This window comes from Lysinibacillus parviboronicapiens (genome assembly GCF_003049575.1).
In the GTDB taxonomy this organism is placed as follows: Bacteria; Bacillota; Bacilli; order Bacillales_A; family Planococcaceae; genus Lysinibacillus; species Lysinibacillus parviboronicapiens.
The window spans coordinates 74,010-97,735 of sequence record NZ_PYWI01000013.1; the positions used below are offsets into that span (position 1 = coordinate 74,010).

Sequence of the window (23,726 nt, forward strand, 5' to 3'; positions counted from 1 at the left end):
CTCCATTGCTAAGCTTTTACACTTCTACATTTTGAGTTTCCAATTCAGCATTACGCTTTTCTTCTTGCTTTGCTACGCGGTTTGCCATCGCTAAAAATGGTAAGTAAATACACACTGCGACAACGATTAATAAGATACTAAGCATAGCACCACGCCAAGATTGCGTCACTAAAAAACCATTGATAATTGGTGGTGTCGTCCACGGTACTGGAACTGTTGCCGCCGGAACCCACCCCCATTTTGTTGCAAAGAAAGCAATTGTTACATTAATCATCGGTGTCAAAATAAATGGGATAAATAAAATTGGATTTAATACGATCGGTAAACCAAATAGCAATGGCTCATTAATATTGAAAATCCCTGGTGCAGTTGATAATTTCCCAACCGTATTATATTGTTTATTTTTTCTTGCAATAATGAAAATAGCGATAATGAGTGCTATTGTCGTACCCGATCCACCCATATTGATAAAAGCGTCAAAGAATGGTTTATTTACGATATACGGCGCTGCTTCACCAGCTGAAATAGCTGCAACGTTCGCATCAATTGCTGGTAGATTAATAGTTTGCATAAATGGTTCGATAATATTTGCACCATGTACACCCAAAGTCCATAAAAACGTAGGAATAAATGCTAAAAGTAGTGCAGCGACCCATGTATTCGTTAAGCCCATAAATGGCTCTTGAATTGCTGCGTAAAACGAACCCACAATATCAGGAATATCAAAGCCAGCCGAAATGATTGTGCGCACTAAAGCAAATATACCAATTGTTATAATAGCAGGTAGTAATGCTGCAAACGATTTCGAAACAGCCGGTGGTACACCATCTGGCATTTTAATCAGCAGTCTACGGTTGCCTGACAATCTACAAAATACTTCAGTAGAAAGTAAAGCGATGATAATGGCTATAAATATTCCACCTGTACCTGTTGTTAAGCCTGTTAAACCACCTTCACCAAAGGTACCGAAGGTCATATAACTTGAAAGACTGATGACCCCTGCTGACAGTCCATCCTTGTCATAGCTTTTCGCAAGATTGTAAGCAATCGTGAAGGCTAATAATAGAGAGATTATTCCAAAAGTTGCCCCCCACATATTGCCGCCCCATTGTGTCCAAGTTTCATGTTTCCAAATGGAGTCAAGTGCATTTTGATAAAAGTCGATAGGTAAGTTATTAATTAATACCGCTAGTGATCCAACAATTGTCAATGGCATTATCGTGATAAAACCGTCACGTATAGCAACTAAATGACGCTGATTCCCAACTCTTGCAGCTACCGGAACAAATTTTTCTTCTAAAAAACGGAACATTCCCCACACTCCCTTTTGCTTTTTATTGTGACATCAAAACTTGATGCTACTCCCCTTTGATACGTTCATATAGCTCTATCATTTCTTGCGCTAAATCACGAAATGTAATAGCATTCATTAAGTGATCCTGTGCGTGAATTAAGAGCATCGATACTTCCACTTTTTCTCCCCTTGCTTCTTGTGTTAACAAAGCTGTCTGAGAATGATGGGCTTCAGTAAGCGCTTCATTCGCCATGTTTATTTTTTTCTTTGCTTCAGTGATACGTCCCTTTTTCGCTAATTGAATGGCTTCCATACACTCACTTTTCGTATTACCACTATGCACAATCAGGCCCATAATGGCTTGCATCATAACTGTTTCTTCCATTAGTTAGCCCCCCTCACCCAATCAGCTTAAGTGCCTGTTTTAAAACATTTTCACCGTTCATCATGCCGTAATCCGCCATATTAATGACATCAATTGGTAAATTCATTTCCTTATACTTTGTCTCAAATGACCCTTTTAAATAACGTACTTGCGGGCCCAGTAACAGTACATCGGCTCCTTTATTTGCCAGTACTTTTTCAACCTCACTTTCAGCAATAGCATAAATATCAGCCTCAATATTTTGTTCTTGTGCTGCCTTTTGCATTTTTGACACTAATAAACTCGTACTCATCCCTGCTACGCAAACTAACATAATATTTTTCATTGTCTGCACTCCTTTTCTTATCTCGAATTGTCCGTTCAATTTAATGCCAAATTTACAATTGCCAAATATCCTGTAATCGCTTTCTTATGTTGAGAATAGCACCAATTGGTATAGACCACAACACACTTTTTACACTAATTCCCTTGCATGAAATGGAAATTAATAATTGGGCTAACGCTCCATAACTTGCAAATAAATGAATTAAGCAAACTGGTATAGTCCAGAAAAAACTTTAAAAAAATTTCATATTTTAAAAATATTCATAGAATACAGGTCGATTATTGGGGATTGCTTTTTGCCATAACTCCACTACTTCTTTTATAGCATCTTTTTTTGCATAAATTAGTGCATCTTTAACCGACAGATAACCGACCATCATTGCTGAAAATAGATTGATTGGTAATGCTAACATATGCTTATCCATGATAGAATTTGCCTCGATTACCGAGACATGCCCATCTTTATTTATTCTGTAGACACATTCATTCCACGTACAAAAAGCATCTTCTAAACAGACATACAATGGTTCATGAATCTCTCCCCACGGATAACGCTGCATGAAGGCAAAAGCATCCACTATTCTTACCATAGCATCCATGTGGATCTCTCGTTTAAATTGTGGCTCCTGAAATTGAAAACCAAAATGATGATCATTTGCAGTGAATCCCTCAATTGTGTGTACACTCGTGGCATGTGATGTTATAAAACGCCAAATTGCTTGTTCTGCTAGTATATCCTCTGCTATAAAATCATGAATTATAAACGTACCATCATGAATGATATAACGAATATAGCCTGCTATTTTATCTGCATGAAAATACGCAGCAAAGAGGCTATCAGGTGCTCTTCTTTCGATTCTTTTCCACCATGCTTCATCACGTAGCATACTACCATTGGTAACGAGTGCTTGACAGTTATGAAAATCTTGTATGGTTTGAAAGAGAAGCTCATCTGGCCATTCAAAACTCATACGTTTCACGACGTCTAATTGTTTGCCTACATTAGGAAACATCGCATGTGGAATTGAATAGTGAAGCTTTTCAGAAAATAATTCCCAGCCAAAATACCGATAAAAAGACACAGAAAATGGTGCTAAAACAGAAATGTACTGCCCATTTTGGCGCATTTCCCGGAGGGCCTCCAGCATAAGTTTTTTAATAATTCCTTGCTGACGATACTCAGGATACGTCGCTACAAATCCTATACCTCCCATGTCGAAGTTCTTCCCATGTACCGTCATATTTAGCGGAAGAATTAATAGCTGTCCAACAACTTTATCTCCATCATAAGCTCCTATCGTTGTACTTTGCTCAATCCAATATTGGAAATCATCACGCTTTGCTCCAACATATTTATTCGGAAAACAATAATCCCTTAGTCGGTGTACTTGCAGATAATCTTTTGGTGGAATTAATTTTATTTCCATAGCCAATTCACCTCCATCTATTTATAGAATATTCGAACTATTAGCGGTGGATGATTAAATATTTCTTTACGTATTCTTCTACCTCTGACGCAGTTGATAACTTTAATATAGGTTCAATATGTTGTAGTAACTGCTTCTGTGAATACTTGGCAATTTGCGCTCTTGTTTTTAGAATGGAAGATGCTGTCATGGAAAACTCATCTAATCCTAGTGCCAGTAATATCGGTATTGCTACTTCATCTCCTGCCATTTCGCCACACATCCCCACCCATTTATCATGCTGATGGGCAGCATCAATAACAGTCTTAATCAGCCGAAGAATGGCTGGGTGATAGGGCTGGTATAGGTATGACACATTCTCGTTCATACGATCTGTCGCCAATGTATATTGGATTAAATCATTTGTGCCTATCGAAAAAAAATCCACTTCCTTCGCAAATATATCTGCAATCATTGCTGCCGATGGAATTTCAATCATGATACCAACTTCAATTGTTTCAGATACTAAAATACCTTCGCTTTTCAGATGGTCCTTTTCTTCAAGTAATAATGCTTTTGCCAGTCTAAATTCATCTAATGTAGCAATCATTGGGAACATAATTTTTAAATTGCCAAAGGCACTTGCCCGTAGTAATGCTCGCAGCTGCGTACGAAACATTTCTTGATGGGATAAACAAATACGAATTGCTCGATAGCCTAAAAATGGATTCATTTCTACAGGGAGTTTAAAATAGGGAAGATTCTTATCTCCACCAATATCTAGTGTACGAACAATTGTTGGTTTGCCCTGCATTTTTTCGAGTACTGTTCGGTACGCAGTGAACTGCTCCTCCTCATTTGGTGACTCCTGACGCTCCATATATAAAAACTCTGTTCGAAACAAACCGATACCATCCCCACCAGCATTGTTAACCATTTCTACATCCTCTGGTTTTCCGATATTACCAGCAATTTCTACACGTAAGCCGTCAGCACTTATACTTGGTAATGAACGAAATTGATTGAGCTCGCCTTGCAGCTGTTGTTGTATCTGTTGTTGACGCACATAAAATTGTGATATTTCCGCGGTAGCATCTAGTAGAATTTTGCCGTTTATGCCATCCATTATAATAGGTGCTCCCTGCTTTATAACTTGGGTGGCCGTTTTAGTTCCTACTATCGCTGGAATTCCCAATGTACGTGCGAGAATAGCCGAATGGGAGGTCCTCCCGCCAATATCCGTAATAAAGCCCTTTACATATTTTGTATCTAGCTGTGCAGTCATGGATGGTGTTAAATCTTCAGCTACAATAATTACATCAGAAGACAAGCGACTGATATCCGGTAATTCCACACCTAATAAATGTGCTAATAATCGCTTCGACACATCACGTATATCAGCTGCTCGCTCCTGCATATATTCATTGTCTATTCCCTCAAACATTGCAATAAACATCTTAGATACTTCATCCAATGCATACTCAGCACTTATGCCTATGTTTATTTTCCCTTCAATGGCCGCTAACATCTCTGGATCTTCTAACAATAATTGATGAGCAGCAAAAATGGCCGCTTCCTCATCACCAAATTTCCCCTGCGCTATTGTATAGATTTCTTGGAGTTCTGCTTTTGTTTGAACTACTGCTGCCTTAAATCGAGTAAGTTCAGTGTTTATATCCGCGATTGTTACTCTTTCAAATGTTAAATCTGGTTCCATTAAACAATAGGCGTTTGCCAAGGCAATGCCCTCAGAAACGGCAATCCCGCGTATTTCTAGCATTCTTCACCAATTCCTTTAGTGATCATAATATCTGATACTGTCTGTATAAGCTTGTCAGCATCTGCCCCCTCGGCTGAAATAGCCACAATGCTTCCCGGCAATATGCCTAATGCCATAACACCCATAATGGATTTTAAATTGACTGACTTATCATTATATGTTAACAGAACGTCACATTCGAATGGTGTAACAGCGGTAACTAGTAAAGCGGATGGTCGCGCATGTAGGCCTTCAGGTGTTGTTATTTTAAATGTTTTCTTCATCTATACCCCTCCAATTTTCATGTAAAGTTAATGCGATTTTGATAGTTCGCAATCATGTCATCATTATGATGCAGATTGGATTCTACATTATTACTTTCAAAAACAGGCACAATCCCTTGGAAATCTGCCATTTGCTCAATCACTTGACTAAAAATAGCATTCAGGATAGCCGAGCCAATAACCGTAGAAGCTGGTGCATACTGCATATTTTGACGGCGTAATAAACCATCCCCAACTGGTATATGCGTATTTATGATGACATCCACTACCTCTTCTAAACGCTTCCCACTTCGGTGGCGAGTCTGCTGCTCACGATAAGTAAGTGATTGAAGCGATATGACAAGCACACCTGCCTCCTTTGCAAGCAAAGCGGCGTCAATTGGTGCGTAATTTCTTCCTGAAGTCGATATCACTATAAATACATCATTTTTTTGAAATTCAAAATAATGTTTATGTCGCTCGATTATCGTGGGATCTTTTTCATTTTTTGAAGACGTCAATGCCCCGGCTTGTAATGTTAACGGCTCAATCGTAATTGGACGTACAGGCACAAGCCCACCCGCACGGAAAAATGCATCTTGTGCTAACAGGTGAGAATGACCACAACCAAATAATTGCACAATACCACCACGTTGAATTTGTTGAACGATCATTTGTGCAGCTTCTGCAATATTTTCTTGCTCCTGCACAATTACTACTTGTAAAAGTCTCTGTATTTCCAGAAAATAAGCATGCATATAATCACCTTTTAATTTCACTAATGAATTTGTATCGATCTGCCCGATAAGTACTACGCACTAGCTCGAATGGAACGCCATCCGCTAAGTAACTTGTTCGTTTAATAATTAACACTGGTGCCGTACCCTTGATTTGTAAATATTTACTATCTTCCTTGGCAACAATAGCTGCCTCCATTTGTTGAATGGCATTTCCAATTTTCTGATGAAATTTCGCTTCAATCAACGCATAGAGAGAGCCCATAATTTTCTTTTCATCTAATTCCGGATAAACTTTCACAGGAATATACGTTTTTTCAATCGCCATTGGCTTAGCATCAGCGTTGCGTATTCGCACAACAAAGAATACCTCTTCACCTGGCTCTAACAATAAATCACCTGCAACATCTACTGGTGGAATAATTTTTTCAAAGCGTAAGACCTTACTACTTGGCTCCATTCCACGTGCTCGCATATCCTCTGTAAAACTCGTCAAGCCCATCAGTGGTTGCTCTAATTTCGGATTGGCAACATAGGTACCTCTTCCTTTTTCGCGGTACAGAAGCCCACTATTCACTAAATTAGTAATAGATTGACGCACTGTCATGCGGCTGACATCAAATTGCACTGATAACTCCCGCTCAGAAGGTATATTTTCGCCAATTTTATATTCCTCTAAATAAATACGTTGCTTTAATATTTCTTCTATTTGTATATAGATAGGTATATGAGAATTTTTATCTAACAAGCCTGCACCTTCCTTATCAACACTTTACTATGATTTCTCAAATACAACTTTACCTCGACAAATAGTTTTTTGTACATTTAATTTTTGATCTAGTAATACAAAATCTGCATCATAACCTTCAGCAATACGCCCTGTTGTTTCTAGTTGTAGCTGTTCAGCCGCATTTGCAGATGACATGGCGACAAGTTCCTGTAAAGAACAATTTGTTACCGCTTTCATATTTTTCACTGCTTGTTCCATTGTCAAAACACTACCTGCTAAGGCTCCATTCGATAAATGTGCGCCACTTTCAGTCACATGAACCGTTTGACCACCTAAATCATAGTCGCCGTATTGTAATCCCTTTGCACGCATTGCATCAGTAATCAAAATAATTCCTGAAGCACCCTTTATTCGGTAGGCTAGTTGCACCGACTGCGGATGACTGTGCACAAAATCAGTAATTAACTCTACCTTCACCTTATCTTCTAAAAAAACTCCTCCGACAACGCCTGGACTACGATGATGGAAAGGGCGCATTTGATTGTATAAATGAGTCGCCTGTTTTACGCCCACTGTTATCGCCTTATGCACCTCTTCTATTGTTGCATCCGAATGTCCAATCGAAACGAGCACCCCTTGTTTACTTAGTTCTTCAATAAATGCCAATCCACCCTCTAACTCAGGTGCTACTGTAATTTGTTTAATACGTCTTTTACTTAATTGCTGCCAGTGCTCAAATTGTTCAATAGAGGGTAAAATCATATACTCCACAGGCTGTGCGCCTGCACGTTTCTTTGATAAAAATGGTCCTTCAACATGTATACCTAACAACCTCGCTTCGTCATCCCCATGTTCGAATTGAGCTAAGTTTTCTAATACATGCTCAATAGTTGTTATAGATTGGGTCATTGTCGTAGCAAGGAAACCTGTCACACCCTCTTGTACTAATGAACGAGCCATTTGATGGAGGGCTTTCTGAGTAGCATCCATCGTATCATTCCCAGCAGATCCGTGAATGTGCATATCAATATATCCAGGAAGTAGCAACCAATTTTTATCCTTGCCATCAATATATTGCTCCGCCTTGTCAGATATTTCGTGACTTATCTTACTAATCTGACCATTCTCTATAAATAAATCACCCTTAAATGGCGTCTCATCATAATTGACTATTGTGACATTGGAAATTAACAGCGTATTTCCCAACATTCCACCCCCTTGGCCTCTATTTTTGGGAAGACTTTAAGGAAAAGACAAGCTATTTCCTAATTTGGTATAGTTGTCTATACCAATTATATAATGTTCACTAGAAAATAAAAAGATAATTTTTCTATTTTTCTAAATTTTTATATAAAATTTAAATTCTATGTATCTTGAAAAGCTATTTTAGTCGTAAAAAAAGTAGCCATTACAGGAATGACTACTGTCTTTCTTCTTTTTAAAAAAGAAACATCTAACATGAGCCGACTGATTTCCACTACGGCGGAAGCTTTTCGCAGGTATGGCTTCAGTCTCCTTGTCGTTATGCTCGTGCGGGGCCTTCAGCTCATGCTATTCCCACAGGAAGCTTTGCTTTGTAGCGAAAGGCAAATGCCGTATGCGCTCCAATCAGCTTGTTTACGTCCATAAATGATTGAGAAGATGAATAGGATGACGACCAATCAGTAATAATGAACGGAATTAGCAATGTGCTGCCATTTGATCATTTAGTATGCAAATTAGAAGCTGCTATGGATTTAATTTTAAGAATCAATTGAACTTCCTATTGGGTGCAGCATATGAAAGAAGCCAATTGTTGACGTCATCAAAGTGACATGAAACAAATTAATGTACATCGAAAAGCAATGATTGAACGTGTATGTGCGGATATGAAAGAAAAGCATGGTATGCTTTGGATCAGCCTTACGAGGGATTAAAATATTGTTCATCCAGGCGATGCTGAATGCCATGAAGCTACTCTCGTTAATAAGGGCTATTTGTAACGACTATTCCTCATAAAATTCCAAAAGGTATTCGAAATGGACTGTCATCATTTCGAATACCTTTTGTCGTCAATCTGAAATAGCCATGCATGCCTACTGATTTTCTATGTATCGACGAATCCCGATAGTGCCGTAATGCCAATGAAACATTCGTTTTGAACCCGCGATTTGCAGGTGGGTGCCCGCTTCATAGCGTTAAACTTCCCTCTCCATTGGGGCATGTTTGCAACTATAAAATAGAAGGCTCCCGACGATATAGTGTTGGTCAAAACTGTTAAAGATAGTTAGCAGTTAGACAAACACATCAGGATTCGTATTACAGTTATAATAACACCATATTTCAGATAATTCAAACGATTTTCTATTAAAATTTTAAAAACCTCGCAAAAACGCAAAAAATACCTAGATTTCCAACAAAATTTGCTAGAGAATCAAGGTATTTAGCATTACAGTACTTCTAGTTTTCCTATACTTAGTTGTTTTTTCAAATGGTTATGGCAGTGCCTATACTCGGCTCCTAGAGGCTTAGCTGAGGCCTCCAGGACGGCGAGCGTAAACAGCACCAAAACAATTACAATGGAAACAGCTTATTTTTTAAATGGTTTGATTGCTAAACTTAGCTCACTCAATTGGTCAGGAGACACTGTACTTGGTGCATTTGTCAGTAAGCAGCTTGCACTTGCTGTTTTCGGGAATGCAATTGTGTCACGTAAGTTCGTACGGCCTGCAAGTAGCATTACAAAGCGGTCAAGGCCAAATGCAAGACCGGCATGTGGGGGCACACCGTATTCAAATGCTTCTAATAAGTAACCGAATTGTGCTTGTGCTTCCTCTACTGTGAAACCAAGTAGTTCAAACATTTTTTCTTGTAGTTCACGTTCGTAAATACGTAATGATCCACCACCAAGCTCATAACCGTTTAACACGATATCATATGCTTGTGCACGTACTGCTGCTGGATCTGTATCCATTAAGGCAATATCTTCGTCAAATGGACGTGTGAATGGATGATGCGCTGCTTTGTAACGACCATCTTCTTCAGAGTACTCCAATAAAGGCCAGTCTGTAATCCATAAGAATGCGAATTGTGATTCATCAATTAGCTCTAAATCTTGACCTAATTTTGTACGAAGTGCGCCAAGAGAAGCTGCAACAACAGAAGCTTTATCGGCAACAAATACTAAAATATCGCCAACTTCAGCACCCATACGTTCGATTAATGCTGCGGCTAATGCTTCATCAAAGAATTTTGCGATTGGTCCATTTAAGCCTTCCTCTGTTACTTTTAGCCATGCAAGACCTTTAGCACCATAGATACCAACGAATTTTGTTAATTCATCCATGTCTTTACGAGAGTATTTGTCTGCTGCACCCTTTATGTTGATACTTTTCACTTGTTTGCCCTGAGCCACAGTATCAGCAAATACTTTGAAATCACAGCCATCAAAAATATCGTTAAGTGCTACTAATTCTAAGCCAAAACGTACATCCGGTTTATCTGAACCATAACGATCCATTGCTTCTTGATATTTCATACGTTGGAATGGCGCAGGAATGTCGATGCCCTTTACATCTTTCATAACGGCTTGGATGAGGCGCTCGTTCATTTCTAAAATTTCTTCCTGTGTTAAAAAGCTTGTTTCAATGTCGACTTGTGTGAATTCAGGCTGACGGTCAGCGCGTAAATCTTCATCACGGAAACAACGTGCAATTTGGAAGTATTTCTCAAACCCAGCAACCATTAATAATTGTTTAAATAATTGTGGTGATTGTGGTAATGCATAAAATTCACCTTCATGCACACGTGATGGCACTAAATAGTCACGTGCTCCTTCAGGAGAGGATTTCGTTAAAATTGGTGTTTCTACCTCTAAGAATCCTTCGTTTTGTAAAAAGTTACGAATTGTACGTGTAACGTCTGAACGCATTTTGAATGTATCAAACATGACCGGACGACGTAGGTCAAGGTAACGGTATTTTAAACGTAAATCTTCTGAGACATCTGTACGATCTTCAATTTGGAATGGTGTTGTTTTCGCTGTATTAATAACGACTAAGCTAGTCGCCTCCACTTCAATTTTTCCGTTTGGTACATTTGGGTTAATTTGATCTTCTGAACGAAGAATTATTGTCCCTTCGATTTCAATTACGTATTCACTACGTACTTTATCAGCTAAAGCATGAGCCTCTGCTACATCTGGACTAAAGACAACTTGTGTAATACCTGTACGATCGCGTAAATCAATAAAGATTAATCCGCCCAAGTCACGGCGACGTTGCACCCAACCTTTTAATACGACTTTTTCGCCTTGTAACGCTTCTGATAGCTCGTTACTAGCATGTGTTCTTGTTGCCATTTGTAATTCCTCCAAAGATTATTTATTTAATAGGTAGTTAACTAATTCTGAGAAAGCGACCTTTTGTTGTTCGCCTGATTCCATATGTTTCACAGCTGCTACTTGCTCTTCTAGCTCTGTTTCACCTAGGACAATTGTAAATTTAGCGCCTAAACGGTCAGCAGATTTCATTTGTGCTTTCATTTTACGGTCTAAATAATCCATTTCCGTTGAAATACCTTTTGCACGGAACGAACTTGTTAACTCTACGGCTTTTAATTTCGCTTCATCGCCCATAGCTATCATGTAGACGTCAAGTGCCGAAGCTGTATCCAGCTCCACATTTTCTGCTTCGAGTGCTAACAACAAGCGCTCGATACTCAATGCAAAACCGATTCCCGGTACGTCTGGTCCACCGATTTCCTCTACTAAGCCGTTATAACGACCACCACCACAAAGCGTTGTTATAGAACCGAAACCTGCAGCTGTTGACATTATTTCAAATGTTGTGTGATTGTAATAATCAAGACCACGTACTAGGTTTGGATCTACCTCATACGTAATGCCAAGCGTATCTAAATACGTTTTCACCTGTGCAAAATACGCCGCTGAATCCTCTGTTAAAAAGTCTGTTAAAGCAGGTGCAGTAACCATTAACGGATGCTCACGATCTACTTTACAGTCTAAAATGCGTAATGGATTTTTTTGTAGTCGGTTTTGACAGTCCGAGCAAAACTCTTCTATATGCGGCTCAAAGTGATTGATCAATGCTGTACGATGTGCATCTCGCGTTTCTTTGTCACCCAGTGAGTTAATCACTAATTTTAAGTCCTTTAAACCCACTGATTCGTAAACATCCATTGCCAGTGCAATGACTTCTGCATCGATTGCTGGATCTGCTGACCCAATAGCCTCAACACCGAATTGCACAAATTGACGATAACGACCTGCTTGTTGACGCTCATATCGGAACATTGGTCCTAAATAGGAGAGTTTTACGGGTTGATCTGGCGCACCAAACATCTTATGTTCTACGTACGCACGGACAACACCAGCTGTATTTTCTGGACGAAGCGTTAACGAACGACCACCACGATCTTCAAATGTATACATTTCCTTTTGTACGACATCCGTTGTTTCACCAACGCCACGAGCAAATAAATCTGTTTGCTCAAAAGTCGGTGTACGAATCTCGTTATAACGATAAACCCTACATAAATCACGAATAATCGTTTCAACCTTTTGCCATTTTTCTGATTGGCCTGGCAAGATATCTTGGGTACCACGTGGCACTTTAAAACTCATGGAAATACCTCCTCTATTGATTGCTTATGAGCGAGTGTACCTTGCTGGATGGAGGGAACTTGAATGACGCCACATCGGATTGAGCGCAACTTTTCAAGCCAATAAAAAAAGCCCTCGCCTCCTTGCAAAATTGCAAGGGACGAGAGCTGTATAAGCTTCCGCGGTTCCACCCTAGTTGACGCAATAACTACATGCGCCCTCCTCATAATCGGATAACGGCCGATTCCGTTTTTCCCTACTAAGTATCCCTTTTCAGAAAAAAGCCTCTCAAGTGTTGTTCACGCTATACATTTTTGTAGGAAAGATTGCAGCCTAGGTCTTTCCCTCTCTTCTCCAATAGAGGTATACGCTACTCGCTTGGTCATAAGCGGTTAATCATTTTTTGATTACCCTTTATGTTAGTCACAACAACAGCTAATGTCAACTATTTTCGTATTTTTCATGCAACAGTTGTCAAATTATCGAATTCCATTACCTTTTTCCCACGAACAAATCAATAAAATCATGATAAAATAGCACAAGAATAGGAGGAATCTGATGACGACAAAACTTTTACATTTAACCATCATCTTCGTACTATTATTAACGATTACGATTCCAAGTATACACGATGATCAAAATGCTCTTGCCGACACTAGTGATTTAAAAGTAACGGGAACAATCCTACATATGCGCGAGGGACCAGGACTTTCTTATCCGATCATTACGACATTAGAAGAAGGCGACTCGCTAACCTCTATTGGTCGTGAGGGTGATTGGATTCAAGTAAAAACTGGTGAATATGAAGGTTGGGTTGCCTCATGGCTGACGGCTTCCACAAACGCCGAACAAGCCATTGCAAAAACAGTTATCTCACAGGTTGATCGTCTGAATATACGTACAGAGCCAGATATTTCTTCAGCAGTTCTTGGTCAACTTTCCACGGGTAATCAGGCAATTCTCATAAAAGAAAGCGGTGAGTGGGCAAAAATTAATTGGAATGGACTAGTCGGTTGGGTTTCTTCAAGCTATGTTACGATTAACGAAACAACAGAAAAAACATCCGATGAAAAAGTAGTCGAAGTATCTACTTCAAAGGACAGCAAAGGTACGACCTTTACCGTTCTAGTTGATTCACTAAACATCCGTAAAAAGCCAGATTTAACAGCTAAAAAAATAGGAACTGTGAGCAAAGGACAAACCTTTAAAGTACTTACGCAAGAACATAACTGGGTACAGATTCAATACAATGACAAAAAGACAGGGTGGGTATATAGCTTCTACGGTACGTTTTCAAATGCAGTGAAGGCAACCTCTAAAACTTCGTCTGTAAAAGAACTAGAAGCTGTCACAATTATTTATAACGGGACAAACCTACGAACAGACGCAACAACGGCAGCAGAGGTGGTTGAACGTGTAGATGCGGGTGAATCTTTTCAAATTGTCGGCACTAAAGATGATTTTTATGAAATTCAATTAGACGACAAAACCGCCTTTGTCGCAAATTGGGTCGTTTCAACTTCCAAAAATAAATCGTTAGCGAACGAAGAAAAAGCGGAACCACGAAAGAAAGGAACACTAAATGGCCTTACTATCGTCGTCGATGCTGGCCATGGTGGTAATGATCATGGTACGACAGGACAACGCGGGACCGATGAAAAAAACATCACCTTAAAAACAGCATCTTTATTAGAATCAAAGTTAAGTGCCGCCGGAGCAAACGTCGTCATGACACGAGAATCAGACGAATATGTTGCGTTGCGTAAACGAGTGTCAATTGGCCATCAATATGAGGCAGATGCATTTATTAGCCTGCACTATGATGCCACTGATAATAGTTCAATTTCCGGCTTTACTACTTATTATTTGAACGGCAATCAGAAAGGACTTGCAGAATCTATACATAGTGGACTTGCAAGTAAAATTGATTTAAAAGATCGTGGTACACAGCAAGGCAATTACTTAGTGCTACGAGAAAACCGTCAAAAAGCAGTATTAATTGAGCTTGGATTTTTAAGTAATGTCAGTGAGGAACGTGTTATTACAACAGAAAAATTCCGTGAACAAGCAACACTCGGCATCTATCAAGGCATTCTTGATTACTTTGAGGTAAACGAATAAAAATAAGCACAGCCATGTTGCAGTGGCGTGCTTATTTTTTATATATTCTCCATTAAACGCTTAGCAATTTTTTGAAACTCCTCCGGCCCAATGCCTGGTGCAAATTCTTCTGGCATCTCGTCTAAATTTGGAATATCATAGCCCTTTGGTGAGCCTTCCTGTACATATAAACGTTGACCAGATGTAGGATTTGTTCCTTTCCATATTCGATCAATATCTTTATAATCCCCGACATTATTCCAGGTAAACAGAACATTGCCATAGCCCATATCCTCGTATTTACGCGCGTGATCGAAAACACGATTATCAAGATTAGGAATTGGAATCAACTTCGAGACATCCACACCTGTAGCCATTTCAAGCGCCCTCGCATAAGCGAGGACATGTGTACCACCACGAACAAGTAAATAACCAATCATTTCTCTTGCTGTGGGATGATTGGTCATTTCATACACACGCATTTTATGGGTTCTCGCACCACATTCCAAAAAGAAATTATGCAATAAATCTAACACTAAATTACCACTTGTAAAAACATTCAACCCTGTCCATGGCATCCCCATAGAATCAACAGCAAGTGATGTTTGTGCAGAGGCAATAAATGCTGCGGTTGAGCGCATATCCTTGCCGTTTTGCAATGGTGTTAGATCAGGTAGTGCGGTAAATGAAGAACCTTTGTTCAACAAGTTTATCGTATTCGCCACCAGCTCGACATGGCCAAATTCCTCAGCGGTAATACTTGCCACCAAATCGTAAAAAGGTTTTAATTTCTTTTTCCCACGAAAATTAAAAGATTGATACATATAGTTATTTAATGTCGACATTTCTCCAAATTTCCCACCCAGCAGCTCTTGTACTGCACTCGCTGCATTCGCATCACCATATTCGACCTCAGGTAAATCAATTAGCAATTTATTTACACGTTGAAACAAAAAAGCACCTCCATTTCACATTATGTGAACATGAAGGCCCTTATGAAATTATTTTCTTCTCGTTGCCAATGTCACCCACACAATCTCTTCCATACGAATAAAGAAAGGTGTACGACAAACCTCAACAACGATATGATCAGGTAAAACAGAGGTTAAAATACCTTGCTGAATATTTTTCACCGTTTGAACAACAATTGCTTGGCCAATCATCATTCTTATTGTTTCATATAAATATGGATTCGATATGCTACCTATCTGCGACATTTTATATGCACTTCCTTCCAACAAACTAACCATTCTTTATAGTGTATGAAGGAATGACAGGAAATGTACCTTTATTTTGACTCTAACAGTATTGTTACAGGCCCATCATTCGTAAAAGCAACATCCATCATGGCCCCAAAAATACCTGTTTCAACCTGTAACCCATGTTCGCGCAAAGTATCGTTAAAGGCCACCCATAATGGTTGTGCTATTTCTGGTCTCGCTGCACCTGTAAAGCTCGGTCGATTTCCTTTTTTTGTATCTCCATACAATGTAAATTGTGAGACGGATAGTATTGCCCCTCCATGCTCTAAAATGGAATGATTCATTTTTCCTTCAGCATCTTCCCATAAGCGCAGATTAGCGATTTTTTTGGCTAAATAGGCTACATCCTCTGTTGTGTCCTCATGTGTAATACCTACAAGAAGAACATAACCACTATCGATAGCGCCTGTTACTTTTCCGTCAACAGTAACAGATGCCGCTTTACTACGTTGTAATACCACTTTCATTTTTTAAAACCTCTATTCTATCAAAATCCGTACCCGCCACTATTTTGTCTGTATATAACAGCACAGTGTTCTAGCACGAAACTTTCGCCCATCAACACCTGTGGTAGCTTTTATGCAAGACTTACTAGCCCATAGCGCATAGTTTTTTCGAATACTATTAATTGATGACACGTTGCACAGAATAAATATCAGGCGTTTGTTTAATACGTTCTACAACTTTATGCAAATGTGAAATATTTGATATTGAAATTGTTAAATGAATCGTCGCAATTTTATCGCGATCTGCACGACCACTCACTGCTAAAATATTTGTTTTTGTTTCACTGACAATATGCATAACTTCGTTTAGAATGCCCGGACGATCAAATGCAGATACCTCTATATCGACAGGATACTCTTTTTTCTCGGGCGTAAGACCATGCTCCCATTCAACCTCGATTAAACGCTCTTGCTCATCTTCCACTTGGATATTCGGACAGTCTGCACGGTGTACAGAGACACCTCTACCTTTGGTAATAAAGCCGACAATATCATCCCCTGGAACTGGCGTACAGCAGCGGGATAAGCGAATAAGCATATTATCGATACCTTTTACGATAACGCCTGACTCCGTACGTTTTTGTGGAATTGGATTTTTCATTTTTTGCTCAATTTTTTCTAGAGCTTCTTCCTGTTCACGCTCTTTACGGCGTTTTTCTGCCAAACGATTGACCACTTGTTGTGCAGTAATACCATTTACACCAACAGCTGCGAATAAATCATCTTCATTTGTGTAGTTAAATTTATCGAAAACACGTTTAAAGTTTTCTGCTGACATTGTTTCTTTTATGTCAAAGTCTTGTGCACGAATTTCCTTTTCAATCATCTCTTTACCTTTGATGATGTTTTCTTCACGAAGATGGCGCTTGAAAAATTGCTTAATTTTATTCTTTGCTTGTGAGGATTGCGCAATTTTTAGCCAATCACGGCTTGGACCAAACGATTGTTTCGATGTTAAAATTTCGATAATGTCACCTGTTTTTAGTGGTGTATCGAGCGGGACCATTTTACCATTAATTTTCGCACCAATTGTACGATTTCCGACCTCTGAATGCACACGGTATGCGAAGTCGATAGGTACTGAACCGGCCGGTAATTCAATGACATCCCCTTCAGGCGTAAAAACATACACCATATCTGAGAATAAATCGAATTTTAAAGATTCCATAAATTCCTCTGCATTGGAAGACTCATTTTGGAATTCTAAAATTTCTCGGAACCATGTTAATTTTTGATCGACATTTTGTTTTTCGTTATCAATATTTTTACCTTCTTTGTACGCCCAATGCGCTGCAATCCCATACTCCGCAATTTTATGCATTTCCTTAGTACGAATTTGTACTTCTAGCGGGTCACCATAAGGACCAATGACCGTCGTATGCAGAGATTGATATAAGTTTTGCTTTGGCATCGCTATATAGTCTTTAAAGCGTCCAGGCATCGGCTTCCAAAGCGTATGGACAATCCCTAGCACGGCATAGCAATCTTTAATGCTATCAACGAGTACGCGTATAGCTAATAAATCATAAATCTCGTTAAATTGCTTTTTTTGCAACACCATTTTACGATAAATGCTGTAAATATGTTTGGGACGACCATAAACATCAGCATCAATTTCAACATCTGTCAGCTGAGACTTCATTTCACTCATGACATTGTCTAAATACGCCTCACGTTCATCTCTTTTCTTCTTCATTAGACTCACGATACGATAATATTGCTGCGGGTTTAAATAGCGAAGTGCTGTATCTTCAAGCTCCCATTTTACAGTTGATATACCCAGACGGTGCGCAAGAGGTGCAAATATTTCGAGCGTCTCTTTGGAAATTCGGCGTTGCTTTTCAGCAGGCAAATGTTTTAACGTGCGCATATTATGCAGACGATCTGCGAGCTTAATTAAGATGACGCGAATATCCTGTGCCATCGCAACAAACATTTTTCGATGATTTTCTGCCTGTTGTGCTTCTTTCGATAAATATTTGATTTTCCCTAGCTTCGTCACACCATCAACGAGCATAGCCACTTCTTCACCAAATTCACGGACCAAATCATCTCGCGTAACTTCTGTATCTTCGACAACATCGTGTAAAAAACCAGCTGCTACTGTTTCAGGATCCATTTGTAATTCTGCTAAAATACCGGCCACTTGCACTGGGTGAATAATATACGGTTCACCAGAGCTACGGAATTGCTCAATATGTGCATCTCGTGCCAATTCATATGCTTTTTTCACGAATGCGACATTTTCGTCATTCATGTAGGATTTGACTAAATCAAAAACGTCTACAGGAGTCAAAATTTGCTCTTTCGCCATAATATGTCCACCTTGCCCGTCAAATTTTTCAGATTAGATATAAATTTAATTGTATAAAAAATAGAGGTCGATTGTAAAGGGACTGTGTCATTTAGTTTAGTTAATCTCGTGAACAGCTTACAACATTGTAATATTTATCCATTAATATAACCAAAAAGACCCTCCGTTTCGCTGGTAAGCTTCACAGAGAGTCTTAAAAAAAGATGATTATTTTGCTTTATTATAGGCTACAGCAATTTTCGAACCGATTACTGCATTGTTTTTCACTAATGCAATGTTCGCATCAAGGCTCTTACCTTCTGTCAGTTCTTTCACTTTACCAAGTAAGAATGGTGTTACGTTTTTACCTTGAATACCATTTTCCTCAGCTTCATGTAGCGCTTTTTCAATGATATTAGTGATGAATTCGTGCTCTAGTGCTTCAGCTTCTGGTATCGGATTTGCAATAACCGCTCCGCCTCGTAATCCTAATTGCCATTTTGCACGAAGCATCGCTGCAACTTCTTCAGGTGTATCGGCTTTGAAGTTTACATCAAAACCACTTTGTCGTGTATAGAATGCTGGAAGTTCATCCGTACCATATCCAACTACTGGTACACCTTTTGTTTCAAGATATTCAAGCGTTAAGCCAATATCTAAAATGGACTTCGCACCGGCACAAATTACCGCTACATTTGTTTGTGATAATTCTTCTAAGTCTGCTGAAACGTCCATCGTTGTTTCTGCACCACGGTGTACACCGCCAATACCACCTGTAACAAAGATTTCAATGCCTGCAAGCTCTGCACAAATCATCGTTGCGGCAACCGTTGTCGCGCCTAATTTTTTAGTTGCTAATAAATAGGCTAAGTCACGGCGTGAAGCTTTTGCCACACCTTGTGCATTGCCAAACATTTCAAGTTCTTCTTCTGATAATCCAATTTTAATTTTACCATCAATTAATGCAATAGTAGCTGGTACTGCACCGTTGTCGCGAATAATTTGTTCCACTTCACGCGCTGTTTGTACGTTTTGTGGATATGGCATACCATGCGAAATAATTGTTGATTCTAAAGCAATAATTGGTAGACCTTTCTCTTGACCCGCTTTTACTTCTTCTGATAATACGATGAATTCTTTCATGATGTTATTCCTCCATTTCATTTTTCAACGATTCTTCTGATAATTCAGGTCTTACTGTGTACGGAGACGCCAATGTTTTTTTGGCGTTTGTTAAGCCCGCATCTATACATGTTGCAAAGGGTTGTCCCCGTAACCAACTATGAATAACCGCACTAACAAAGGCATCTCCAGCGCCAGTAACATCTTCAATTTTTTCTATCGCTTTAGCCATAAAATGACTTGCTGTAATTGTAGTTGATGCTGCATAAACGCCTTTTCCGCCTGCTGTAATAATCACATGTTCAGCTCCTAGTAACAGAAGCTTCTGTAACGCTTTTTCATAATGTGCCGCATTGTCAATCGTATGACCGACAATCGTTTCTGCCTCGTCTGTGTTACAAATAAACCATGTGACTCCTTGCAAAGTATCCGGAAGTCGGTTCATTTTTGGTGAAGATACTGGCACAATTACTAGTGGAATTTCACGAGCAATCGCTACTTGTTGAATGTAGGCAACTGTTTCTTTCGGACAGTTTAAGTCCAGTATAAAGCAGCCCGCATTCATTAGCATTGCCTCGTATTGCTTTAACAAACTTGGCAACAATAAGTCATAGACTTCCATATTGGCAACGGCTAAAGCAAGTTCGCCCTGTTCGTCCATAATGGCGGTATACGAACCCGTGGCAGCATCAGGTAGCTGTTCAACATAGCGTAAATTCATAAATGGTTCTGAAGCTTCCTGAATCACCAGCCAGTCGGCATCCTTTCCTGCTGTTGTCAGTAATGTAACCTCATGGTTTAGACGGCCTAAGTTTTCAGCAATATTTCGACCCACACCACCTACACTAAATGAAGAGCTGGCAGGATTTGATGTTCCGAGCTGCACAGTTCCCTTGACATGAAATTTACGGTCGAGATTTGCGCCACCAATACAAATAATTTCATTTTCCTCAGGTAAAATATAGGCACGACCTACAATTTTGCCTTGCTTTGTTAAGCTCGACACTAAATTTGCAAGCACTGGTCGAGACAAGTTCATTTTATCTGCCATCTCTTGCTGAGACATAAACGGATTTTGGCGTATTAATGCAAGTACCGCCTGTTCTCTTTCGTTCATAGCATCACCTTTTATTATATTTGTTTATATTATAAACTTTTGTTCGAATTAAGTCAAAAGATTTCCGAAAATATAGTGATTCATCGAAAAAAACAGCCACAATGCTCGTTTTCGAGATTAAGGCTGTTTTAGTATGAGCTGATTTCATTCGGAAAAAAATTTGCTAACTCTATAATCACGGATATAACTTGCAGTGTTCAACATTATAACTTCATTATTAAAGAGTTACTGTATTTGGTTGTTGCTTCTTAACTATTATTACAAATAGGCTCGCTAAGACACAGAAAACGCCAGCTAAGAAAAATGCCCATGTGTAAGAATCGAAATATTTATAGATGAGACCGCCACCGTATGCAGCCACCGCCGCACCAGCCTGATGAGATGCAAAAATCCAGCCGTAAATTATTCCACTTTTAGTAGTACCAAAAATTTGCCTTGAAATACTGATTGTTGGTGGCACAGTTGCAATCCAATCTAATCCATAAAAAACTGTAAAAATAACGAGCAAGGTAAATGAACCTTGGACTAATGCATACGGTAATATAACGAGGGAAGCTCCTCTTAATAGATAATACCAAAATAGTAACCAACGATTATCAAAACGATCAGACAGCCACCCAGATAATGTAGTCCCAACAAGATTAAAGATTCCCATAAATAAAAGAAACGAAGCAGCTGTCACTAAAGGAACTCCGAAACTAATACAGTAGGAAACAAAATGAGTACCAATTAAACCACTAGTTGAAAGCCCGCAAATAAAGAAGCTACCGGCCAATAACCAAAATTCTTTCACTTTCACAGCGTGAAAAAGACCCTTGAACGCAATAATAATCGGATTATTCTTTGGCTCTACATCGTTAACTTCTAATTCTTTATCACGCCCATAAGGAAGAATGCCAACATCCTTTGGTTTGTTTTTCATAAATAATAATATAATGATAAACATGACGGAACTTAGAACCATGATTAACCCAATCGCCCATCGCCATGAGTAATTATCTATAATCATCGCCAATATAGGTAGTAGAATTAATTGACCTGTTGCTGTACTTGCAGTTAATATACCTACGGCAAGACCTCTTCTTTTTTCAAACCAATTGTTTGCTACATAAGGACTCAAGACCGTTAAAAAAAGACTTGCACCGAGACCGATAATAAAGCCCCAAATGATGGTTAACTGCCAAGCCTGATTCATGATAAGAGTTAGCGCAATACCTAATATTAATGTCGCCATCGCTGCTAACATCATTTTCTTTAAGCCAATTACTTCAAGTAATGCCGCCATAAACGGACCTGATATCCCATATAAAAAAAGACTGATTGCAAAAGCCATGGCAATCATTGAGCGATCCCAACCAAATTCATTTTCGAATGGGCCTATAAATACGCCTGATGATGACAATGTGATGCCCGCTACAATAATTGAGAAAAATGTAATAACAAGGACAAACCAACTATAATGTATACGCTTCATAACACCACCTACATTTCTCCAGAGTATAAAATTAACTTGCTGTCCTAGCTTCATTTCGTACTGTAAAAATAACCTCCTTCCAGCTAACATCGATATACATGTATATACATGTATATGTGTAAAAAAATAAAGAAAATCCATTTCTTTAAAATATATGTATCTACATATATAATGATAGTAATAGCGTTTTCAACTGTCAAGAAGCTAATTTCACTTTTATTAATTATTTCAATTATCATGATAAACTAAAATCAAGCTTACCTTAACTTGAAATAACTTAAAAGGAGTTTTTTTATGGATAAAGAATACATGAACATAGACTATACACAGATTTGTGTGTGTGCCAACCTTAGAAAAAAAACAAGAGTTGTTACGCAAATGTATGACAAATTGCTCCAACCTACCAATTTAAAAATCACCCAATATTCCATGTTGGCAAATATTGATCATCAGCAGGCGGTTTCTATAAGCAAATTAGGGGAGATTCTGTTACTTGACCAAACTACAATTACACGTAATGTCAATTTATTGAAACAAAGTGGCTATGTTGCTATTACGCGAGATAAGCAAGATGCTCGAACCAAAATTTTATCACTAACTGATGTAGGTATTGCAAAATTAAAGGAAGCAACTCCTATTTGGCACGAAATACAGGAAAAAATTATTAATGACATTGGCCCTGAAAAATATAAGGATTTCTACGAAACACTAAGACACATACAAAAAATAATCAAATCCTATGATAACTACTAGTTAATATTAATTAAATAAATGGCTGTCTATAAGTTTTTTCACTTATATGACAGCCATTTTTCATAATTTAATATTGAATTAATGTCTTGATACTTAAATCGCCAAGTTTTGCACGACCATTTAGTTCAGTTAGCTCGATTAGGAATGCACAGCCGACAACCTCACCGCCCAATTCTTCTATTAAACGAACAGTCGCTTCCACAGTACCGCCAGTTGCAAGTAAATCATCACAGATTAAGACTTTTTGGCCTGGCTTAATAGCATCTTTGTGCATAGTAAGCGTATCTTTACCATATTCAAGACCATAGTCAGCACTTACCACTTCACGAGGTAATTTTCCTGGTTTACGAACAGGGGCAAAGCCAATTTCAAGTGCATAAGCGACTGGACAACCGATGATGAAGCCACGCGCTTCAGGACCTACGATAATTTCCGCGCCCACTTCTTTTGCGTAAGCGACGATTTGGTCAGTAGCATATTTGTATGCTTGTCCGTTATCCATAATTGTTGTAATATCCTTGAAGCTGATGCCTTCTTTTGGCCAGTTCTCAACTGTTGTTACGTATTGCTTTAAATCCATTTCGATGTTCCTCCTACGA

21 protein-coding genes, 1 other RNA gene and 1 other annotated feature are annotated in these 23,726 nt (G+C 38.9%); of the genes, 2 read left to right on the forward strand and 20 right to left on the reverse strand.

The genetic code is table 11. From position 1 onward, the window contains the following. Positions 1–16: 16 nt before the first annotated feature. The 12 genes from C9J35_RS12770 to hisS form a co-directional block, all read right to left on the reverse strand. Positions 17–1,321, reverse strand: a complete 1,305-nt coding sequence (locus C9J35_RS12770; RefSeq protein WP_438941209.1) for a PTS sugar transporter subunit IIC — start codon at positions 1,319–1,321, stop codon at positions 17–19. A gap of 37 nt (positions 1,322–1,358) precedes the next feature. Further along, positions 1,359–1,679, reverse strand: coding sequence for a PTS sugar transporter subunit IIA (locus C9J35_RS12775; RefSeq protein ID WP_107924802.1), 321 nt, complete (start codon positions 1,677–1,679; stop codon positions 1,359–1,361). Between the two features lie 13 nt (positions 1,680–1,692). Further along, entirely contained in the window at positions 1,693–2,004 is a 312-nt protein-coding gene (locus tag C9J35_RS12780; protein ID WP_054767789.1) for a PTS sugar transporter subunit IIB, read from the reverse strand. Between the two features lie 250 nt (positions 2,005–2,254). Beyond that, entirely contained in the window at positions 2,255–3,430 is a 1,176-nt protein-coding gene (locus tag C9J35_RS12785) for a GNAT family N-acetyltransferase (RefSeq protein WP_107924803.1), read from the reverse strand. A 40-nt stretch (positions 3,431–3,470) separates the two neighbouring features. Continuing rightward, positions 3,471–5,189 (reverse strand): phosphoenolpyruvate--protein phosphotransferase, encoded by a 1,719-nt coding sequence (gene ptsP, locus C9J35_RS12790; protein ID WP_107924804.1) that lies wholly within the window; start codon positions 5,187–5,189, stop codon positions 3,471–3,473. After that, positions 5,183–5,452, reverse strand: a complete 270-nt coding sequence (locus C9J35_RS12795) for an HPr family phosphocarrier protein (RefSeq protein WP_107924805.1) — start codon at positions 5,450–5,452, stop codon at positions 5,183–5,185. The genes ptsP and C9J35_RS12795 overlap by 7 nt, the downstream gene beginning before the upstream one ends. 17 nt (positions 5,453–5,469) lie before the next feature. After that, a complete protein-coding gene (locus C9J35_RS12800) occupies positions 5,470–6,189 on the reverse strand; it encodes a sugar isomerase domain-containing protein (protein ID WP_107924806.1) in 720 nt (239 codons plus the stop codon). A gap of 4 nt (positions 6,190–6,193) precedes the next feature. Beyond that, the gene (locus tag C9J35_RS12805; RefSeq protein WP_107924807.1) at positions 6,194–6,916 is read right to left on the reverse strand and encodes a GntR family transcriptional regulator; all 723 of its coding nucleotides are present in this window, start codon (positions 6,914–6,916) and stop codon (positions 6,194–6,196) included. Between the two features lie 27 nt (positions 6,917–6,943). Next, a complete protein-coding gene (gene nagA, locus C9J35_RS12810; protein ID WP_107924808.1) occupies positions 6,944–8,107 on the reverse strand; it encodes an N-acetylglucosamine-6-phosphate deacetylase in 1,164 nt (387 codons plus the stop codon). An 887-nt stretch (positions 8,108–8,994) separates the two neighbouring features. After that, a non-coding RNA gene (gene ssrS, locus C9J35_RS12815) (6S RNA) lies at positions 8,995–9,194 on the reverse strand. Positions 9,195–9,467: 273 nt separating this feature from the next. After that, on the reverse strand, positions 9,468–11,237 hold the full coding sequence (gene aspS, locus C9J35_RS12820; RefSeq protein ID WP_107924809.1) for an aspartate--tRNA ligase: 1,770 nt from the start codon (positions 11,235–11,237) through the stop codon (positions 9,468–9,470). An 18-nt stretch (positions 11,238–11,255) separates the two neighbouring features. Continuing rightward, a complete protein-coding gene (gene hisS, locus C9J35_RS12825) occupies positions 11,256–12,521 on the reverse strand; it encodes a histidine--tRNA ligase (protein ID WP_107924810.1) in 1,266 nt (421 codons plus the stop codon). A gap of 132 nt (positions 12,522–12,653) precedes the next feature. After that, positions 12,654–12,895 (reverse strand) — a binding site (T-box leader). Positions 12,896–13,058: 163 nt separating this feature from the next. On the opposite strand from hisS, the gene C9J35_RS12830 reads away from it, so the two are divergent. Next, the gene (locus tag C9J35_RS12830; RefSeq protein WP_107924811.1) at positions 13,059–14,621 is read left to right on the forward strand and encodes an N-acetylmuramoyl-L-alanine amidase family protein; all 1,563 of its coding nucleotides are present in this window, start codon (positions 13,059–13,061) and stop codon (positions 14,619–14,621) included. 38 nt (positions 14,622–14,659) lie between these two features. On the opposite strand, the gene C9J35_RS12835 is transcribed toward C9J35_RS12830, so the two are convergent. The 7 genes from C9J35_RS12835 to C9J35_RS12865 all read right to left on the reverse strand — a co-directional run bounded on the left by C9J35_RS12835 (position 14,660) and on the right by C9J35_RS12865 (position 22,374). Then, on the reverse strand, positions 14,660–15,553 hold the full coding sequence (locus C9J35_RS12835; protein ID WP_107924812.1) for a manganese catalase family protein: 894 nt from the start codon (positions 15,551–15,553) through the stop codon (positions 14,660–14,662). 48 nt (positions 15,554–15,601) lie between these two features. Next, on the reverse strand, positions 15,602–15,817 hold the full coding sequence (locus C9J35_RS12840) for a DUF2642 domain-containing protein (RefSeq protein ID WP_054767790.1): 216 nt from the start codon (positions 15,815–15,817) through the stop codon (positions 15,602–15,604). Positions 15,818–15,888: 71 nt separating this feature from the next. Then, on the reverse strand, positions 15,889–16,329 hold the full coding sequence (gene dtd, locus C9J35_RS12845) for a D-aminoacyl-tRNA deacylase (protein ID WP_107924813.1): 441 nt from the start codon (positions 16,327–16,329) through the stop codon (positions 15,889–15,891). 157 nt (positions 16,330–16,486) lie between these two features. Next, on the reverse strand, positions 16,487–18,682 hold the full coding sequence (locus C9J35_RS12850; protein WP_107924814.1) for a RelA/SpoT family protein: 2,196 nt from the start codon (positions 18,680–18,682) through the stop codon (positions 16,487–16,489). A gap of 207 nt (positions 18,683–18,889) precedes the next feature. Then, on the reverse strand, positions 18,890–19,804 hold the full coding sequence (locus C9J35_RS12855) for a pseudouridine-5'-phosphate glycosidase (protein WP_107924815.1): 915 nt from the start codon (positions 19,802–19,804) through the stop codon (positions 18,890–18,892). 4 nt (positions 19,805–19,808) lie between these two features. Further along, positions 19,809–20,900, reverse strand: a complete 1,092-nt coding sequence (locus tag C9J35_RS12860) for a carbohydrate kinase (protein ID WP_107924816.1) — start codon at positions 20,898–20,900, stop codon at positions 19,809–19,811. A 217-nt stretch (positions 20,901–21,117) separates the two neighbouring features. Beyond that, a complete protein-coding gene (locus C9J35_RS12865; RefSeq protein ID WP_107924833.1) occupies positions 21,118–22,374 on the reverse strand; it encodes an MFS transporter in 1,257 nt (418 codons plus the stop codon). Between the two features lie 294 nt (positions 22,375–22,668). On the opposite strand from C9J35_RS12865, the gene C9J35_RS12870 reads away from it, so the two are divergent. Continuing rightward, a complete protein-coding gene (locus tag C9J35_RS12870) occupies positions 22,669–23,127 on the forward strand; it encodes a MarR family winged helix-turn-helix transcriptional regulator (RefSeq protein ID WP_107924817.1) in 459 nt (152 codons plus the stop codon). A 67-nt stretch (positions 23,128–23,194) separates the two neighbouring features. On the opposite strand, the gene C9J35_RS12875 is transcribed toward C9J35_RS12870, so the two are convergent. Then, positions 23,195–23,707: an adenine phosphoribosyltransferase gene (locus tag C9J35_RS12875; RefSeq protein WP_054767791.1), complete on the reverse strand. Its 513-nt coding sequence runs from the start codon at positions 23,705–23,707 to the stop codon at positions 23,195–23,197. Positions 23,708–23,726: the final 19 nt, after the last annotated feature.

Coding starts and splice junctions, on each gene's coding strand:
- C9J35_RS12865 (WP_107924833.1), bottom strand. CDS start 22,374: ATGAAGCGTATACATTATAGTTGGTTTGTCCTTGTTATTACATTTTTC.
- C9J35_RS12855 (WP_107924815.1), bottom strand. CDS start 19,804: ATGAAAGAATTCATCGTATTATCAGAAGAAGTAAAAGCGGGTCAAGAG.
- ptsP (WP_107924804.1), bottom strand. CDS start 5,189: ATGCTAGAAATACGCGGGATTGCCGTTTCTGAGGGCATTGCCTTGGCA.
- dtd (WP_107924813.1), bottom strand. CDS start 16,329: ATGAAAGTGGTATTACAACGTAGTAAAGCGGCATCTGTTACTGTTGAC.
- hisS (WP_107924810.1), bottom strand. CDS start 12,521: ATGAGTTTTAAAGTGCCACGTGGTACCCAAGATATCTTGCCAGGCCAA.
- C9J35_RS12850 (WP_107924814.1), bottom strand. CDS start 18,682: ATGGCGAAAGAGCAAATTTTGACTCCTGTAGACGTTTTTGATTTAGTC.
- C9J35_RS12775 (WP_107924802.1), bottom strand. CDS start 1,679: ATGGAAGAAACAGTTATGATGCAAGCCATTATGGGCCTGATTGTGCAT.
- C9J35_RS12785 (WP_107924803.1), bottom strand. CDS start 3,430: ATGGAAATAAAATTAATTCCACCAAAAGATTATCTGCAAGTACACCGA.
- C9J35_RS12830 (WP_107924811.1), top strand. CDS start 13,059: ATGACGACAAAACTTTTACATTTAACCATCATCTTCGTACTATTATTA.
- C9J35_RS12780 (WP_054767789.1), bottom strand. CDS start 2,004: ATGAAAAATATTATGTTAGTTTGCGTAGCAGGGATGAGTACGAGTTTA.
- C9J35_RS12840 (WP_054767790.1), bottom strand. CDS start 15,817: ATGTCGCAGATAGGTAGCATATCGAATCCATATTTATATGAAACAATA.
- C9J35_RS12870 (WP_107924817.1), top strand. CDS start 22,669: ATGGATAAAGAATACATGAACATAGACTATACACAGATTTGTGTGTGT.
- C9J35_RS12795 (WP_107924805.1), bottom strand. CDS start 5,452: ATGAAGAAAACATTTAAAATAACAACACCTGAAGGCCTACATGCGCGA.
- aspS (WP_107924809.1), bottom strand. CDS start 11,237: ATGGCAACAAGAACACATGCTAGTAACGAGCTATCAGAAGCGTTACAA.
- C9J35_RS12800 (WP_107924806.1), bottom strand. CDS start 6,189: ATGCATGCTTATTTTCTGGAAATACAGAGACTTTTACAAGTAGTAATT.
- nagA (WP_107924808.1), bottom strand. CDS start 8,107: ATGTTGGGAAATACGCTGTTAATTTCCAATGTCACAATAGTCAATTAT.
- C9J35_RS12875 (WP_054767791.1), bottom strand. CDS start 23,707: ATGGATTTAAAGCAATACGTAACAACAGTTGAGAACTGGCCAAAAGAA.
- C9J35_RS12860 (WP_107924816.1), bottom strand. CDS start 20,900: ATGAACGAAAGAGAACAGGCGGTACTTGCATTAATACGCCAAAATCCG.